The 16,585-nt window shown below is 68.6% G+C and carries 13 protein-coding genes; 7 read left to right on the forward strand and 6 right to left on the reverse strand.

Features of this window, described 5'->3' with window-relative positions; translation table 11 throughout:
• Entirely contained in the window at window positions 1–555 is a 555-nt protein-coding gene (locus AAYO93_RS05250) for a PH domain-containing protein (protein ID WP_345763956.1), read from the forward strand.
• Window positions 552–2,018, forward strand: a complete 1,467-nt coding sequence (locus AAYO93_RS05255) for a PH domain-containing protein (protein ID WP_345763957.1) — start codon at window positions 552–554, stop codon at window positions 2,016–2,018. Before AAYO93_RS05250 ends, AAYO93_RS05255 begins: the two co-directional genes overlap by 4 nt.
• Here the strand turns inward: AAYO93_RS05255 and AAYO93_RS05260 are convergent.
• Window positions 2,000–5,299: an ATP-binding protein gene (locus tag AAYO93_RS05260; RefSeq protein WP_345763958.1), complete on the reverse strand. Its 3,300-nt coding sequence runs from the start codon at window positions 5,297–5,299 to the stop codon at window positions 2,000–2,002. The genes AAYO93_RS05255 and AAYO93_RS05260 overlap by 19 nt on opposite strands.
• Before the next feature lie 84 nt (window positions 5,300–5,383).
• On the opposite strand from AAYO93_RS05260, the gene AAYO93_RS05265 reads away from it, so the two are divergent.
• Entirely contained in the window at window positions 5,384–6,019 is a 636-nt protein-coding gene (locus AAYO93_RS05265; protein ID WP_345763959.1) for a class I SAM-dependent methyltransferase, read from the forward strand.
• Between the two features lie 31 nt (window positions 6,020–6,050).
• Here AAYO93_RS05265 and AAYO93_RS05270 read toward each other — a convergent pair whose 3' ends face one another.
• The 5 genes from AAYO93_RS05270 to AAYO93_RS05290 all read right to left on the reverse strand — a co-directional run bounded on the left by AAYO93_RS05270 (window position 6,051) and on the right by AAYO93_RS05290 (window position 12,338).
• Window positions 6,051–6,647 carry a CoA-binding protein gene (locus AAYO93_RS05270; protein ID WP_345763960.1) on the reverse strand — a complete coding sequence of 199 codons (597 nt, stop codon included), beginning with the start codon at window positions 6,645–6,647 and terminating at the stop codon, window positions 6,051–6,053.
• Window positions 6,644–7,939 (reverse strand): O-acetylhomoserine aminocarboxypropyltransferase/cysteine synthase family protein, encoded by a 1,296-nt coding sequence (locus tag AAYO93_RS05275; RefSeq protein WP_345763961.1) that lies wholly within the window; start codon window positions 7,937–7,939, stop codon window positions 6,644–6,646. Before AAYO93_RS05275 ends, AAYO93_RS05270 begins: the two co-directional genes overlap by 4 nt.
• Window positions 7,940–8,005: 66 nt before the next feature.
• Entirely contained in the window at window positions 8,006–9,016 is a 1,011-nt protein-coding gene (locus tag AAYO93_RS05280) for a YeiH family protein (protein WP_345763962.1), read from the reverse strand.
• Between the two features lie 101 nt (window positions 9,017–9,117).
• Window positions 9,118–10,689 carry a S53 family peptidase gene (locus AAYO93_RS05285; protein WP_345763963.1) on the reverse strand — a complete coding sequence of 524 codons (1,572 nt, stop codon included), beginning with the start codon at window positions 10,687–10,689 and terminating at the stop codon, window positions 9,118–9,120.
• Window positions 10,690–10,730: 41 nt separating this feature from the next.
• Window positions 10,731–12,338, reverse strand: a complete 1,608-nt coding sequence (locus AAYO93_RS05290; RefSeq protein WP_345763964.1) for a dolichyl-phosphate-mannose--protein mannosyltransferase — start codon at window positions 12,336–12,338, stop codon at window positions 10,731–10,733.
• 39 nt (window positions 12,339–12,377) lie between these two features.
• On the opposite strand from AAYO93_RS05290, the gene rsmI reads away from it, so the two are divergent.
• From rsmI to rsmA, 4 genes are read left to right on the forward strand one after another with little or no spacing between them, the layout of a single operon-like run.
• The gene (rsmI, locus tag AAYO93_RS05295; protein ID WP_345763965.1) at window positions 12,378–13,226 is read left to right on the forward strand and encodes a 16S rRNA (cytidine(1402)-2'-O)-methyltransferase; all 849 of its coding nucleotides are present in this window, start codon (window positions 12,378–12,380) and stop codon (window positions 13,224–13,226) included.
• Between the two features lie 10 nt (window positions 13,227–13,236).
• Window positions 13,237–14,817, forward strand: coding sequence for a methionine--tRNA ligase (gene metG, locus AAYO93_RS05300; RefSeq protein WP_345763966.1), 1,581 nt, complete (start codon window positions 13,237–13,239; stop codon window positions 14,815–14,817).
• On the forward strand, window positions 14,810–15,736 hold the full coding sequence (locus AAYO93_RS05305) for a TatD family hydrolase (protein ID WP_345763967.1): 927 nt from the start codon (window positions 14,810–14,812) through the stop codon (window positions 15,734–15,736). The genes metG and AAYO93_RS05305 overlap by 8 nt, the downstream gene beginning before the upstream one ends.
• Entirely contained in the window at window positions 15,733–16,578 is an 846-nt protein-coding gene (rsmA, locus tag AAYO93_RS05310) for a 16S rRNA (adenine(1518)-N(6)/adenine(1519)-N(6))-dimethyltransferase RsmA (protein WP_345763968.1), read from the forward strand. The genes AAYO93_RS05305 and rsmA overlap by 4 nt, the downstream gene beginning before the upstream one ends.
• The last annotated feature ends 7 nt before the right edge of the window (window positions 16,579–16,585 follow it).

Raw genomic sequence — 16,585 nt, forward strand, 5'->3', positions numbered from 1 at the left:
ATGACCGACGCATCCGCATCCGACGCAGCATCCAGCGCATCCGCGCCACTGACGGTCGGGACGATCGCGGCGATGGTGAAGGAGCCCTCCGGTCGTCCCAGCACCCGGGCCGTGCGGTTCTGGACCTGGGACGCGATCGTCGGCTGGGTCTTCTTCACTGCCCTCCAGCTGGTCTGGATGCTGATCGCGAACGCGTGGACGGATCCGCTTCATCTCGCGGGACTCGCGCTCACCGCCGTCGTCGCCGTCGTGCACGTGTCGATCATGCCGCGGTGGCGCTACCGTGTTCACCGGTGGGAGATCACCGACGACGCGATCTTCGTGCGTTCCGGCTGGCTGACCCAGGAGACGCGGGTCGCCCCGATCGCGCGGCTGCAGACGGTGGATGCCCGGCGCGGGTTCCTCTCGCGGATGATGGGGCTCACCAGTGTCACCATCACGACCGCGTCCTCCGCCGGCGCGCTGACCATCCACGCTCTCGACGATGCCGTCGCACGCGACGTCGTCGCGGTCCTCGCCGAGGTCGCGCAGCACAGTGAGGGCGACGCGACGTGACCGACGGGGCGATCGACCCCGAAGCGGGCCTGCCGTGGAAGCGGTTCAACCCGCTGATGCTGATGGTGCATCCGCTCCGTGAGCTGATCCGGTACCTGCCCGTGCTTCTCATCGCCCTGATCGCAGGGGCGGCGGGAGGTGAGCCCTGGTGGGTCTATGCGCTCTCCGCCCTCGGGATCGTCTTCGGCATCCTGCGTTTCTTCACGACGACCTACCGGCTCACCCCGACCCACGTTCAGGTGCGCAGCGGGGTGCTCAACCGCCGCACGCTCTCGGTGCCACGGGACCGCATCCGCAGCGTCGACGTCGATTCGACGCTCCTCCACCGCATCTTCGGCCTGGCGATCGTCAAGGTCGGGACAGGTGCTTCGCACGGTCAGGACGAGCTCGAGTTCAACGCGGTCGCCTTGCGCGATGTGCCGGCGCTGCGCAGCGAACTGCTGCGGACAGCGCCGCCCGCCGCAGAAAGCAGCGAGCCCGACAATCTCAGCCACTGGCAGCCTGGCTGGGTGCGCTACGCGCCGCTGACCCTGTCAGGTGTGGCATCGATCTTCGCAGTCGTCGCATTCCTGTTCCAGGTGCAGTTCTTCGAAGGCGGGCTGGTCACCCGCCTGCCGATCGTGCAGCAGGCGATCGGTTTCGTCTCCCACCTGCCCGTGCTCACGACGGCGCTCTGGGGCGCGGCGGGACTGGTCGTCGTCGCGTCGGCCGTAGCCATGGTGCGCTACGCGCTCAGCTACGGCGGATTCGGCATCCATCGCGTGGATGCGACGACACTGCACATCAATCACGGACTTCTCCGAACCCGCCAGATCACCCTCGACGAGACGCGTCTTCGTGGCGTGCAGCTCTCGGAGCCTCTCTCGCTCCGCGCCGTGGGTGCGGCGTCCGCCCACGCGATCATGACGGGACTCGGCAGGCAGCGCGGCGGCGTCGCACTGATCGCCCCGCCCGGGCCTCGCGACGAAGCTGTGCGCATCGCCGCGTACGTTCTCGGCTCAGCCGAACCACTCGAGGCCGATCTCATCCAGCACGGACCGCGTGCCCGCCGCCGTCGCTTCACCCGCGCCGCGACGTTCGCCGGCATCCTCGCCCTCGGCGCCCTCGTTCTGCAACTCGTCGGGATCGTCGGCCCATCGATCTGGTGGGCGTTCGTGGTGATCGTGCCGGCGTCGGCACTGCTGGCGGTCGACCGCTACCGGGGTCTCGGTCATCGCCTGCTTCCGGGTCTCCTCGTCGCCCGAAGCGGCTCGCTCAACCGCAGGCGGACGGTGCTGGCCACCGAGGGGATCATCGGATGGACCATCCGGCGCACGTTCTTCCAGCGTCGGGCGGGCCTTGCCACCCTGATCGCCACGACGGCAGCCGGAAGGCACCGGTACACGATCCCCGACCTGCCTGCCGGCGACGTCTGGCCACTGATCGGAGCGGTCAGCCTCAGGGATTACGCCCGCAAGGCGTAGCCGAGTACCTCGACCACCCGCTCGACAGCCTCATCACGGGTGAGGGCGGCCGTCGATGACAGCGCGGCCGAGACGGCTTCATCACCCCAGGCGGCCCTCATCTCGCGTTCGAGCGTCGAGCGTTCGAGCGAGCGGAGGTCCTGACGTGAGCTGAGCCGAGCGGCGAGCCCGAGGAATTCGAGGCCGACGGCCACCTGCTCCGTGCTCGGTTCCGCGTCTCCGCGCTCCCAGACCAACCACGCGGCGATCGCGGCGACCGCCGAACCGGTCACCGGCCGGTCGGCGAATGCCGGTCGCGTGCGGTGCTGGACGAGGATGCGCGTGCGGAGTTGGTGAGTGAGTCGATCGATGAGGTCGCGGTCGGAGTAGCCGGCACGGATGTGCGCGATGACGCAGGCGCCGGCGACGATGTTCAGCCAGGGCGTCGGCGTGGTCCCGGGAGTCTCGAAGACGGCGACCGCCTCTCGGTACAGGCGGAGGCCCGAGTCGATCTTCCCGGTCGCGAGGTCGATCTCCGCCAGCCCGCTGCGCCCGATCGCGCGGAGGTCGAGGAAGTCGAATCCGAGCGACTCGTCCGTCTCGGTGGCGAACCGTTCGAGGATCGGCCTGCCTCGCTCCATGTCGCCGGTCGCGATGGCGTTCATGGCGACCAGCCAATTGAGTTCGCGCAGGTCGCTGTCGGCCTGGAGCGTGATGAAACCGGATTCGGCCCGCGCGGCCCAGTCGAGTGCTGCCGTGCGCTCCGCCATCTGGCTGTACAGCTGCGTGAGACCCTGTGCCGCGGAGGCCTGGCCCCAGGTGTCCTGGAGCTGCACCGCCAGCGCGTAGGAACGCTCCGCATCCACGATCGCCTCGTCGAGCTCGCCCGCGTTCTCGTGGAACTGCGCCGAGAGAAGGGTGGCCATCGCGGCCGTCGCCGGGTCGGGCGAAGCTTTGTATTTCTCCAGCAGCGCGAACCCTTCGGCGGGTCGCCCGGCGGCGAGGACGAGCGTGGTGAGTGCTTCGAGACGCCCGTCTGGAAGCACTGCCCCGCGTTTGACGCGCTTGAGCCTGGCCAGGGCCCGGCCGGCGATGCTGGAGTCGAAATACAGGAAGGTGGCGCCGACGACGGCATAGGCGGCGGCGGTCTCCAGCCTTTCGGCCGGCTCCGGATCGTAGCCGCGGAGGGCTTCGAGCACCGGCGGACCGAAGGCGATGACTTCGGAGTGGGCACTCCGGAGCGTCCAGTAGTAGGCGAGCCCGGCGAAAACGGTGGCGACGATGTCCGGCCTCCCCGCATCGAGCGCCGACCGGAGTACGGCCACGAGATTGTCCTGCTCGCTCGTCACCAGCTGGAAGGTGTGCACCTGCTCGGCGCCGTAGAGGTGCCCGAGGGCATAGCCGCTGAAGGCGCGCGCCCACCGGAACATCCCCTCGCGGACGAGGTCGACCTCGCCCGCCTCGACCAGGACGATGTCCCCGAATTCGCGCACCGTTTCGAGCATTCGGTACCGCAGGATTCCGGTCGCCGCGTCTTCCGAGACCGACACGAGCGACTGGTTGACGAGGGCATCCAGATCGTCGAAGATGCCGTTCGTCCCTGATCCGGCGACGATCTCGGCCGCCTCCGAGCTGAAGCCGTCCGGGAACCGGGACAACCGTCGCAGAACCGCCTGCTGGGTGACGGTCAGGAGGTTCCAGCTCCAGTCGATGACGGCGAGAAGCGTGCGGTGCCTCTCGGGTGCTGTGCGCTCGCCGCCCGTGAGGAGCGTGAACCGGTTCTCGAGGCGGCGTTCGACTTCCTCGACGGACATCGAACGGATGCGGGCAGCGGCGAGCTCGATGGCCAGCGGCAGTCCGTCGAGCCGGTCGCACAGGCGTACAACGACATCGAGGGGGAGGACGACGGCGGGCCGTGCCGCTCGTGCCCGTTCGACGAACAGGGCCACCGCGGGGCCGAGCGAAGACAGGTCGGCGGGGGCGGGCGTCGACGGGACGATCTCGGTCGGTGACAGCCCGCTCTTGAGCGAATCGAGCTGGTAAACCCGTTCAGCGCTGATCGCGAGCGGTGCGCGGCTGGTCGCGAGGATGCGCACGTTGGTCGTCGAGTCGAGGATGTCCGCGACCCAGGCGGCTGCCGCGTCGACGATGTGCTCGCAGTTGTCGACGATGAGCAGTGTCGCGCGTTCGCCGAGCATGCCGAGGATGCGCGACCGGAGATCGATGCGGGCGATCGGGTCGATCGACTGCACCCGGGTGGACCGTGCCTCGCGGATTCCGAGCGTGGATGCCAGTGCGAGGCCGATGTCGTCACCGCTTCGCACGCTCGCCAGTTCGAGCACGACGACCGCCGGTGTCTGCGCGGCACGGTGGCCGATCTCCTGCGCCAGGCGGGTCTTGCCGAGGCCCCCGGCGCCGAGGATCGTGGTGAGCCGACCGGTCGCGACGAGGTCTTCGACGGCATCGAGGTCGTATTCCCGGCCGATGAGCGTGTTCGGGGCGGTGCGGAGACCGATGCGCGTTCGGCCGCCCTGTGACGGCGCCGGCGTAACCTCTTCGATCAGGAGAGATGCATTGAGGGCGACCAGTTCCGGGCCGGGCCGGGTGCCGAGCGTTTCGCGCAGCCGTGTGCGGAAATCGCCGAATGCGCGGATCGCGTCATTGCGTCTCCCGGCGGCGTCGAGCGTGAGCAGGAGTTCGCGCTGAAGGCCCTCGTCGAGCGGGGATGCGGCGATCAGCAGATCCAGGTCGGCGAGCGCGGCAGCGTTGTCGCCTTCCTCCCGGTGCGATCGTGCGCGGAGCTGGAGGAGTTCCGACCTCACCGCATCGGCGGCTCGTTCGAGTTCTGACGCGAGCGGTGTATCGCCGAGCTCGGCGCCCGGATCACCCCGCCACAGAGCCAATGCCGCGGTCGCGTCGTTGGCGGCACGGGCAGGGTCACGCTCATTCTCGGCCGTGCGCGCTCTCTCGAGGAGTGCGCGCGCCAGCCCGAGATCGGTGTGCTCCGGGGGAAGGGCGAGCGCATAGCCCGCGGCGGTCGACTCGAGGATGCCGTCGGCGCTGGCGGTGCGGACGCGCGAAACGAGGGTCTGGAGTGCCGCGCGTTCCTGCCGCGGCGGCGCATCATCCCAGAGATCTTCGACCAGCGAGGGCACGCTCACCGAGCCGCGCGCCAGAACCAGCGAAACGATCAGGCTCTTGCCCAGGGTGCCCGCCGGCTCGGCGAGCGCGCCGGAACGGTCCTCGACCAGAACAGGGCCGAGTACGGCGACGCGTGGCCGCGGCCGGGTCGAGGAGTCCACTTGCCGAGTTTAGCGAGCGGAGGCGACACGAATCAGCAGCGTCCGGCCAGCGCGCCGACGAGCGGCGATAGGCTGCCTCGTGGGATGGTGCTGCAGACAAGGCGCACCGTGCTCCGGGAGGCGCAGATGGCGAGCGATTGGTCGGAGTTCTACACGGCGCAGGCGGGCCGCAGCGTTCGCCCGACCTTCGTCGCCGGACTGGACGCCCGTGACGGACTTCCGCCCGGACGGGCGATCGATCTCGGATGCGGTGATGGTGTCGAGACCCGTGAACTGCTCGAACGCGGCTGGCGGGTGCTCGCGATCGATGCGGACGACGGTGTCGAAGACCGGGTGCACGCGGCGATCGGGGAGATCGCGGACCAGCCGCCGGTCGAGATCTGGAGTCGCTCCTTCGAAACCCTCACCGGGCTGCCGGAGGCGGACTTCGTCTATGCCGGATTCGCCCTGCCGTTCTGCGACGTCTCGCATTTCCCGTACCTCTGGGCGGACATCCGCGAGGCGCTCCAACCGGACGCCGTGTTCGCGGGCGAGTTCTTCGGACCGGACGACGACTGGTTCGGCCGCCCGGGGATGAACTTCCACGACGGTGCCGGTGTCGAGCGGATGCTGTCCGGCCTCGACGTCGTCCAGATCGTCGAGGACAACCGCGACGGCCTGTCGTTCGAAGGCCCCAAGCACTGGCACGTGTTCCACGTGGTCGCGCGCAACGGAGACTGACAAACAGGTCGCAGGCCTCGCGGCGTGGCCGTCAGCGGATGGTCTTGCGTGCGGTGATCTGGCCTGTGTCGAACCCGAGAAGGTGCAGCCCGCCGTGGAAGCGCGCGTGCTCGATCTTGATGCACCGGTCCATCACGACCGTGAGGCCCTTCGACTCGCCGTATTCGGCCGCATCCTGGTTCCAGATACCGAGCTGGACCCAGATCGTCGGCGCGCCGATGGCGACGACCTCGTCGATCACGCCCGGGATGTCGCTTCCTTTGCGGAAGACGTCGACGATGTCGGGAACTTCCGGGAGCGACGCGAGGTCAGGGTAGGCCTTCTGGCCCAGGATCTCGTCGGCGTTCGGGTTCACGAAGTAGACGCGGTAGTCGCTCGACTGCTGCAGGTAGGTTCCGACGAAGTAGCTGGATCGCGCCGGGTTGGGCGACGCTCCCACGATCGCGACCGATTTCGCCGCGCGCAGGATCTTCAGTCGCTCCTTGGCGTCGGGACCGACCCAGGTGCGCTGCGACACGAGCAGCTTCGCGAGCGGGGAGTCGGCCGGGAGCTCGCAGCTGAGCCCGTTGGCGAGCTGCACCTCCGCGCGGTCCGCCGTGTCGGCGGGAACGTTGTCGGTGAGGGTCATGAGTTCTCCTTCACAGCCACCTCGAGTGCCTGGTCGAGGTCGTAGATGATGTCATCGACATCTTCGATGCCAACGCTAATCCTTACGACGCCCGGAAGTACCCCCGCGTCGACGAGTTGCTGCTCGGAGAGCTGCGCGTGGGTGGTGGATGCGGGGTGGATGACGAGCGTCTTGGCGTCGCCGATGTTCGCGAGGTGGCTGGCGAGATTCACCGATTCGATGAACCGCTGACCGGCCGCGCGGCCTCCCTTGACTTCGAAGCTGAACACGCTCCCGGGACCCTTCGGCAGGTATTTCAGCGCGCGGTCGTGGTGCGGATGCGCGGGGAGCCCCGCCCAGAGGACCGATTCGATGCGCGGGTCGGCGTCGAGCCATTCGGCCACGGCACGAGCGTTGTCGACGTGCGCCTGGATGCGGTAGGGGAGCGTCTCCACTCCCTGCGCGAGCAGGAACGCCGAGTGCGGCGCGAGGGTCGGACCGATGTCGCGCAGCTGCTCGGCCCGCAGGCGGGTGAGGAACGCGTACTCGCCGAAGTTGCCCGACCACTGGAGGCCGCCGTACGTCGGCACGGGCTCACCGAAGAGCGGGAACTTCTCGCTGTGCCAGTTGAAGCGGCCGCTCTCGACGACGACGCCGCCCAGGGTGGTGCCGTGGCCGCCGAGGAATTTCGTGGCCGAGTGGATGACGATGTCGGCGCCCCACTCGAACGGGCGGTTCAGGTAGGGGGTCGCGATGGTGGAGTCGATGACGAGCGGGATGCCGGCCGCGTGGGCTACCGCGGCGAGACCTTCGATGTCGGCGATCTCGCCCGACGGGTTCGCCACCGTCTCGGCGAAGACGAGTTTCGTGCGGTCGGTGATCGCTGCCGCGTAGTCCGCGGGGTCGGCGCTCTGGATGAACGTGGTCTCGACACCGAAGCGGCGCAGCGTCACGTCTAGCTGGGTGATCGACCCGCCGTACAGGTTGGCCGAGGCGACGATGTGGTCGCCGGCTCCCGCCAGGGAGGCGAAGGTGATGTACTGCGCGCTCAGCCCGCTCGCGGTCGCGACGGCGCCGAGGCCGCCCTCGAGGCTCGCGATGCGCTCTTCGAACGACGCGACCGTGGGGTTGGCGAGACGCGAGTAGATGTTGCCGTACTTCTGCAGGGCGAAGCGGGCAGCCGCATCCGCCGTGTCGTCGAAGACGAATGCGCTCGTCTGGTAGATCGGGAGCGCGCGGGCCCCCGTCACGGGGTCGGGGATGTTGCCCGCGTGAATCGCACGCGTGCGGAAGCCGTATTCGCGATCTGCCATGCGTTCACGCTACCCGAGCGCGACGAGCGCTCCGTTCACCGGTGTAACAGTGCGCAACCGGGTCCGTCAGCTCGAGAGCTCGACGGCTCCGAGGGCAAGCGCCGCGATCAGCACCCACGACAGCAGCCCGACGATGAGTGCGCGCCACCCGGTCCCCACCAGGGTGCGCAGGCGGACGGCCGAGCCGAGTCCGAAGAGAGCCATGGCCAGCAGAATCGTCTGCAGGGTGTCGGCACCGCTCAGCACTGCCGGCGGCAGTGGGATGAACGTCCGCACCAGCATGGCGACGATGAATCCTGCGACGAAGAGCGGAACGATCGGCGGGCGCTTCGCGGCAGGGTCGGGGTCGACGTGACGACGGCGCTCGACGGCCGACGTGATCGCCACCATCGGTGCGAGCATCAGCACACGCGTCAGCTTGACGACGAGGGCGACGGCGAGGGCCGCCGGTCCCGCGATCTGTGCGGTCGCGACGACCTGGCCGACGTCGTGGACACCGGCGCCCACCCAGTGTCCGAACTGGAGGTTCGTGAGGCCGAACGGATGCCAGAACACCGGCAGGACGAAGATCGCCAGCGTGCCGCACAGGGTGACCAGCGCAACGGGCGTCGCGGTCTCCTCATCCTTGGCGCGAACCACCCCGCTCATCGCGCCGATCGCGGACGCGCCGCAGATCGAGAAGCCGGTCGCGACCAGGAGGGGCTGATGCCCCGGCAGGCGGAAGAGCCGTCCGAGCCCGATCGTGCCGACGAACGTCAGCAGCACGATGGCCACCGTCGTCAGGATAGTCACCCAGCCGAGATTCGCGATGTCGAGGAGGCTCAGCTTGAGGCCGAGGAGCACGACTCCGATGCGCATCAGCCGCCGGGAGGCGACGGCCAGGCCGGGCGCGAGGGATCCTGTGAGCGCGGTGCGCGCAAACGGGAGCTGCCCGACGATGATCCCGAGTGCCACCGCCGCCGTCAGCAGAGGAATCGCGGGCACCAGCCAGTGGATGCCCCAGGCCGCGGCAGCCGCGAGCGCTGCGGCGGTCAGTCCCGGCAGCGCGCGCCTGGGTTCGTCGGGAGCGGCGTTCATCGCCTTCTATTCTGGCCGTCCGGTTCCACCGCATCCGCCGAGCACAGGAAAAGGCCGCCGATTGCCGACGCACAGGCGGACTTTTCCTGTGCTCGCCGGAACTAGAGGGCCGAGAGGAGCGCGGTTCCGTTGGGGACGCCGAGGCCGGTGCAGGCGTCCCAGCCGGGTCCCGCGGTGAAGGCGCCGTTGTCACCGGAGGTGATGTCGCGGAAGCCGGGAGCGACCTGGCCCGCATTGATCGAGTCGTACAGCTTCGGTTGCGCGAGTCCCAGGGCGGCACCCGTCGACTGCACCAGCCGGGCCACGAGAGCGGCCCACAGGGGCGCGACAGCGCTCGTTCCGCCGATCACGATCTCTTTGCCGTCGACGAGGATGCGGTACCCGGTCTGCGGGTCGGCGACGGCCGAGACGTCAGGTACGCCCCGCCCGGACGCCTGCGCGGTCGACGGAACGCCGACGTTCGCCTGCCACACCGGTCGCGGGAAGGCGTCGCTCACGCCGCCGCCGGTTGCCCCACGTCCCGGACCGTTGTTCCACACCACCTCCGACTGGACGGTCGCTGTGGTCGCATCTGCCGCCAGCCGCGTTCCTCCGCAGGCCAGCGCATGCGGGCTGGATGCGGGGAAGTCGACGTGCGGCCGCCCGTCTGTCTCGCGATCCGAACTGCCGTCGTCGCCCGCGGCCGCCGTGGTCGTCACCCCGAGGGCGGCGGCGTCGACGAGCGCCTGGTCGAAGGCTGTGCGGGCCTGCGCCGTCCACTGGTCTTCGCTCTGGCCCCAGCTGATGCTGATCGCAGCGGGCGTCGGTGTGGCGTGGGCCGCTGTGGTCACCGCATCGATGAAGCCGGCGTCGGTGTTGGGTGCGAAGTAGACGATGATGTGGGCTCCTGGTGCGAGAGCCCCGGCGACCTCGATGTCGAGCAGCACCTCACCGTCTGCACCGTTCGGGTCCTGTCCGGGCACATTCGTCGCGCCGTCCACGCCGACCGCGGTGACCGTCGGGGGCGTGATTCCCAGACTGCCGAAGTACGCGTCGAGGTCGCTCTGCGCGAAGCCGCCACCGAGCTCGATGATGGCGATCGACGTGCCGGAGCCGTCGGTCTCCGGCGGGAACGCGTAGATCGCGCCGAGCTCCGGCGGCGTGTAACTCGTGCTCACGGCGGAGGGCAGTGCGACCCGAAAGAGGGCACGGGCCTGCGGTCGGTCGTCGAGGCCGAGCACGGCGGTGACCACGCCGCTGAGGGCGGACGGGACACTGAGGCCGCCGGTGCGGTGACGGTGCTCGACCGGATTGTCGTTCGCATCGGTGCTGGTCGCCTGGCCGAGATCGGTGCCGAACACGCGACCGAGGACTGCGGCGGTACCCGACAGCCGGATGCGCCGATCGGCCAGACTGCTGTCGATGACCGTGACGCCGAGAGCTTGGAGCGTTGTGGTCACGAGCTCGACATCGGCCGGATCAGCACCGTACCTCGCCACGAACTCGTCCCGGGGGATCGGGTTCTCGAGCACCTCCTCCGGTACTTCGGCACGGCGCCGGAGGAACAGCGTCGCCTCGATCGGCGTCTCTGGGTCGAGGGCGGCGGATGCGGTCAGCCCGGGGGCCTCCGTGCGTTCGCTTCCCGGCAGGGGTGTGAGGTCGAGCGGTTCGTGCTGTTCGTCGGCGGGAGTCATTACCCCGGTCTACCACCACGGACCGACAGTCAGAACCCTCGCTACCGCCAGCTCGGCAGCCAGATGTGGAGCTGCCAGAACCAGAACGGAACCTGCTGCGCGGTCCAGATCGAGTAGAAGAAGACGCTGACCGCCGCGGTGATCACGAGGTAGACCGTGACCGTCAGGATGCCGCGTTTGCGCCGCCACGCAGCATCCGATCGCTTGCCGAGAATGAGCGCGATGACGAACGTCAGAGCCAGGATCAGGTAGGGCTCGAACGCGATCGTATAGAACTGGAACACCGTGCGGTTGATGTAGAGCAACCACGGGAGGTAACCGGCGGCGACACCCAGGAGGATCAGCCCGACCCGCCATTCGCGGTAGCGGACGAGCCGGTAGAGGAGATAGAAGACGGCCGCGGCCGCCGCCCACCAGATCAGCGGATTGCCGACCGAGGTGATGGCCGAGGAGCACGCCGACGACGTGCAGCCGTTCTGCCCGTAGACCGTTCCCTCGTAGTACATGCTCGTCGGCCGGATCATGAAGAGCCAGGTCAGCGGGTTCGCCTGGTACGGGTGGGGCACATGCAGGTTGATGCTGTAGTTGTACATCTCGGTCTGGTAGTGCCAGAGGTTCTGGACCCAGTGCGGAACCCAGGCGAACGCCCCGCTCCACGGTTTGCCGACCGTGGTCGCCCAGGACCTGTCGTAGCCGCCCTTGGTGAAGATCCAGCCCGCCCAGGTGGCCACGTAGCTCACGAGCGCGACCGGGACCATCACCACGAAGGTCGCCGGTGCCTGCTTGAGGATGCTGCCCGTGATCCAGAACGGCAGGCCGACGCGGCGCCGTGCCACGGCATCTACGATCACCGTGTAGATCGCGAAGAACGCAAGGAAGTACAGCCCGGTCCACTTGACGCCGGCGCACAGGCCGCACAGGATGCCGGCGGCGATCAGCCACGGCCGCCACCACAGGGCGGGGCCCCAGGCCGGCTCGCCTCCCTTGTCCCGCAGCTCGGCGACCCGCGCCGCGAGTCTCGTCGCGTGCCAGTCGCGGTCGAGCAGGATGCACCCGAAGGCGAGGAGGGCGAAGAACATCACCGAGTTGTCGAGGATCGCGACCCGACTCATCACGATCGCGTGGCCGTCGATCGCCATCAGGAACCCGGCGATCACCGCGAGCAGCGTCGAACGGAACAGTTTGCGCGTGATGAGCATGAGCACAACGACGGCAAGGATGCCGACGACGGCCGTGCTCACCCGCCAGCCGAAACTGTTCCCGGCGCCGTACGCCGCGAGCCCCAGTGCGATGATCCATTTGCCGAGAGGCGGATGCGCGACGAACGACGGCGCGGTGCCGTAGATGTTGGTGTTGCCGTCATTGAAGCTCAGGTCGGCTTTGTCAGGCCAGCTGCCCTCGTAGCCGAGATGCAGGAGGGTCCACGCGTCCTTCACGTAGAACGTCTCGTCGAACACGAGGCTGTGCGGATTCGCGAGGTCCCAGAGACGCAGCACCGAAGCGAGGAGGGTGACTGCCAGTGGACCGCCCCAATACCAGAGCTTCATGCGCAGCGGTGTCCGCAGCGTCCGCGCCCACCAGTCGTCGAGACGGCTGCCGGTCGGTTCGGCGACAACGGCGTCGAAGCCGATCGTGGGAGTCGTGGTCACGCTGCAATGTTAGTGAGGTGCGCCTGTCAGACTGGGCTGATGATCATCCTGGCCGCGACACCCATAGGGAATCTGAAGGATGCGTCCACACGGCTCGTCGAGACGCTCGGGACGGTCGGGATCGTCGCCTCCGAGGACACGCGGGTCACGCAGCGCCTGCTCGCGGGCCTCGGCGTCGAGAACCGGCCGCGCCTGATAGCGCTGCACGACCACAATGAGCGGGACCGTTCGGCGGAGCTCGTCGAGCTCGCACGCGAGACGGATGTGCTGGTCCTGAGCGACGCCGGGATGCCGACCGTGTCCGATCCCGGGTTTCACCTGGTCGAAGCTGCGGCCGCCGCAGGCGTGGGCGTTACGGTGCTCCCCGGCCCTTCTGCGGTCGTCACCGCCCTCGCCGTCTCCGGTCTGCCCACCGACCGGTTCACCTTCGAGGGTTTCCTCCCGCGCAAACACGGCGAGCGGACGGCGGCCTTCCGGGCGCTCGCCGGGGAACGCCGCACGATGGTCTTCTTCGAATCGCCCAACCGGCTCGCCGCGGCCCTTGCCGACCTCGCAGCGGTGCTGGGCGACGATCGTCGCGTCGCGGTCTGCCGTGAGCTGACGAAGATGTTCGAGGAGGTCCGCCGCGGCACCGCCGCCGAGCTCGCAGAGTGGGCGGCCGAGGGCGTGCGCGGGGAGATCTGCATCGTTGTCGCGGGTGCCCCTGAGACGGTGGCCGACCTGGACTCGGCGGTCGCCCAGGTGCTTTCGCTCGTCGCGGCCGGATCCCGGCTGAAGGAGGCGGCAGGCGAGGTCGCCGAGGCGACGGGCCTCGGCAGGCGCGACCTCTATCAGGCCGCGCTCGCTGCGCGCGTAACACCAGCCGAAGTGCCTCCCGCTCGCCCGTAGGATAGTCAGCATGTCCGACGGCTCTTCGTTCTACATCACCACGCCGATCTTCTACGTGAACGATGTTCCCCACATCGGGCACGCGTACACCGAGGTCGCGGCTGATGTGCTCGCCCGGTGGCACCGTCAGGCCGGCGACGACACCTGGCTGCTCACGGGCACGGACGAGCACGGGCAGAAGATCCTCCGCACGGCAACTGCGAACGGCACGACCCCGAAGGAGTGGGCCGACCGCCTCGTTCACGACGAGTGGCTTCCCCTGCTCGAGACGATCGCCATCGACAACGACGACTTCATCCGCACGACGGACGAGCGCCACGAGAAGAACGTCCAGCTGTTCCTGCAGAAGCTGTACGACGACGGTTTCATCTACGCAGGCGAGTACGAGGCGCTGTACTGCGTGGGCTGTGAAGAGTTCAAGCCGCAGAGCGAGATCGTCGACGGCACGGGCGAATACGTCGGCCAGAAGGTCTGCGCCATCCACTCGAAGCCGCTCGAACTCCTGCAGGAGAAGAACTATTTCTTCCGCATGAGCGACTTCGCCCAGAAGCTCCTCGACCTCTACGACTCCCGACCCGGCTTCGTGCAGCCCGAGGCGGCGCGCAACGAAGTCGTCTCCTTCGTGCGTCAGGGTCTCTCCGACCTGTCGATCTCCCGGTCGAGCTTCGACTGGGGCATCAAGGTGCCGTGGGACGAGTCCCATGTCGTCTACGTCTGGTTCGACGCGCTCCTCAACTACGTCACCGCGGTGGGCTACGGCCAGGACGACGAGCAGTTCGCCCGGCGCTGGCCGGCTACGCACATCGTCGGCAAGGACATTCTCCGGTTCCACGCGGTCATCTGGCCGGCGATGCTGATGGCGGCGGGGCTCGACGTGCCGCACCAGGTCTTCGGCCACGGCTGGCTGCTGGTCGGTGGCGAGAAGATGTCGAAGTCGAAGCTCACCGGCATCGCCCCGACGCAGATCACCGAGACGTTCGGGTCTGACGCGTTCCGCTACTACTTCATGCGCGCGATCAGCTTCGGCCAGGACGGCTCGTTCAGCTGGGAAGACCTGGCCGCTCGCTACCAGTCCGAACTCGCGAACGGCTTCGGCAACCTGGCGTCGCGCGTGATCGCGATGGTCTCGCGGTACTTCGACGGCATCGTGCCGCCGGCCGGCGAGTACGACGCCGCCGATCTGGTGGTGCAGGATGTGGTGGCCAAGGCTGTCGCCGACGCGGATGCCGCGATCGGACACCTCGCCATCCACGATGCGCTTGCCGCCATCTGGACGGTCGTCGACGAACTCAACGGGTACATCACCACCCAGGAGCCGTGGTCGATCGCGAAGGACGAGACACAGCGCGAGCGGCTGGGCACCGTGCTCTACACGGCTGCGGAAGGCCTCCGTGCGCTCGCCGTGCTGCTGTCGCCGGTCATCCCGGCGGCCACCCAGCGGCTCTGGGAGTCGCTCGGCGCCGGCCAGGAGCTGGGTCCGCTCGAGGCGCAGCCCATCCGGGACGCCGGCCGCTGGGGTCAGCTCGCGGCAGGTACTGCCGTCAACGGGCTCGAAGCTCTGTTCCCCCGAATCGAAGCGACCGTTGTCTGACGAGTCCCACATCCGTCACCGGCACGCGGCGGACGGCCGCGACCTCAGCTACCCGCCCCTGCCGGAGGCTCTCGTGGTCGGCGTGTACGACAATCACACGCACCTGGAGATCGCGGACGGCGACGATCCTCTCGACTATCGGGAGCAACTCGACCGTGCCTCGAGCGTGGGCGTGCGTGGTGTCGTCCAGGTCGGCAACGACGTGGAGACGTCGCGCTGGTCCGCCGACATGGCGGCCGTCGAACCGCGGATGCTCGCAGCCGTCGCGATCCACCCGAACGACGCGCCCGACTACGAGGCTCGCGGAGAGCTCGACGACGCCCTCCAGGTGATCGCGGAACTCGCGGGCCGGCCGCGGGTGCGCGCAGTGGGGGAGACGGGACTGGACTTCTTCCGCACCGACGAGTCCGGGCGTGAGGCGCAGTTCCGTTCGTTCGAAGCGCACATCGAGATCGCCAAACAGAACGACCTCGCACTTCAGATCCACGATCGCGACGCTCACGACGACGTCATCCGAACCCTGAAGCGCGTCGGCGCGCCGGAACGGACTGTCTTCCACTGTTTCTCCGGCGACGCGGACCTGGCCGAACTCTGCGCCGATAACGGCTGGTACATGTCGTTCGCGGGCAATGTGACATTCAAGAACGCCGGGCAGTTGCGCGAAGCGCTGGAGGTGGCGCCACGGGCGCTCCTCCTGGTGGAGACGGATGCGCCGTTCCTCACCCCGACTCCGTACCGGGGGCGCCCGAACGCGCCCTACCTCATCCCGCACACCCTGCGGGCGATGGCCGACCATCTGCGTACAGACGTCTCGATGCTGGCGGCCCAGATCTCATCCAACACCGAACTGGTCTACGGACGGTGGGACTCGGAGCCCGTGGCGTCGCCGCCCACCACCCCGATCGGTTCGGTCGCATGAACGAGGTCCGGCTTCTGGGGCCGGCGGAGATCCGCGACCTGGCGGAGCTGCTGGACGTGACGCCGACCAAGAAGCTCGGCCAGAATTTCGTGATCGATGCGAACACGGTGCGCAGGATCGTGCGGGTCGCGGGCGTCGAGGCGGGCGACAGCGTCGTCGAGGTCGGGCCCGGCCTCGGATCCCTGACTCTCGGCCTGCTCGAGGCCGGGGCATCCGTCGTCGCCGTGGAGATCGACGGGCGGCTGGCGCGCCAGTTGCCCGCTACGGTCGCCACGCTCGCGCCGTCGGTCACCGACCGGCTGACCGTCGTTCACCGCGATGCTCTCGCCGTCACCGAGCTCGCCGGTGAGCCGACCAGGCTGGTGGCCAACCTGCCGTACAACGTGTCGGTGCCGGTCCTGCTGCATTTTCTCGAGCACTTCCCGAGCATCCGCACGGGAGTCGTGATGGTCCAGGCCGAGGTCGGGCAGCGTGTCGCCGCCGAACCCGGTTCGAAGGTCTACGGCGCGCCGAGCGTGAAGGCCGCCTGGTACGGGCGATGGCGCACCGCGGGCAACGTCAGTCGCCAGGTCTTCTGGCCCGTTCCTAACGTGGACTCGATCCTCGTCGCGTTCGAGCGGCACGACAGCGAGCCTGGAGACGAAGACCTGCGCGCCCGAACCTTCGCCGTCGTCGACGCGGCATTCCAGCAGCGGCGCAAGATGCTGCGCCAGGCGCTCTCGACGCTGTTCGGAGACTCGGCGACCGCATCCGCGATCCTCGAGAAGGCGGGCGTCGAGCCGACCGAGCGCGGCGAGCAGCTGACCGTCGAGGACTTCATCGCGATCGCGCGCGCGGCCTGACCGCGGC

Source organism: Diaminobutyricibacter sp. McL0608 (assembly GCF_039613825.1).
Lineage (GTDB): Bacteria > Actinomycetota > Actinomycetes > Actinomycetales > Microbacteriaceae > Diaminobutyricibacter.

Coding starts and splice junctions, on each gene's coding strand:
- AAYO93_RS05285 (WP_345763963.1), bottom strand. CDS start 10,689: ATGACTCCCGCCGACGAACAGCACGAACCGCTCGACCTCACACCCCTG.
- AAYO93_RS05250 (WP_345763956.1), top strand. CDS start 1: ATGACCGACGCATCCGCATCCGACGCAGCATCCAGCGCATCCGCGCCA.
- metG (WP_345763966.1), top strand. CDS start 13,237: ATGTCCGACGGCTCTTCGTTCTACATCACCACGCCGATCTTCTACGTG.
- AAYO93_RS05275 (WP_345763961.1), bottom strand. CDS start 7,939: ATGGCAGATCGCGAATACGGCTTCCGCACGCGTGCGATTCACGCGGGC.
- rsmA (WP_345763968.1), top strand. CDS start 15,733: ATGAACGAGGTCCGGCTTCTGGGGCCGGCGGAGATCCGCGACCTGGCG.
- rsmI (WP_345763965.1), top strand. CDS start 12,378: ATGATCATCCTGGCCGCGACACCCATAGGGAATCTGAAGGATGCGTCC.
- AAYO93_RS05265 (WP_345763959.1), top strand. CDS start 5,384: ATGGTGCTGCAGACAAGGCGCACCGTGCTCCGGGAGGCGCAGATGGCG.
- AAYO93_RS05270 (WP_345763960.1), bottom strand. CDS start 6,647: ATGACCCTCACCGACAACGTTCCCGCCGACACGGCGGACCGCGCGGAG.
- AAYO93_RS05280 (WP_345763962.1), bottom strand. CDS start 9,016: ATGAACGCCGCTCCCGACGAACCCAGGCGCGCGCTGCCGGGACTGACC.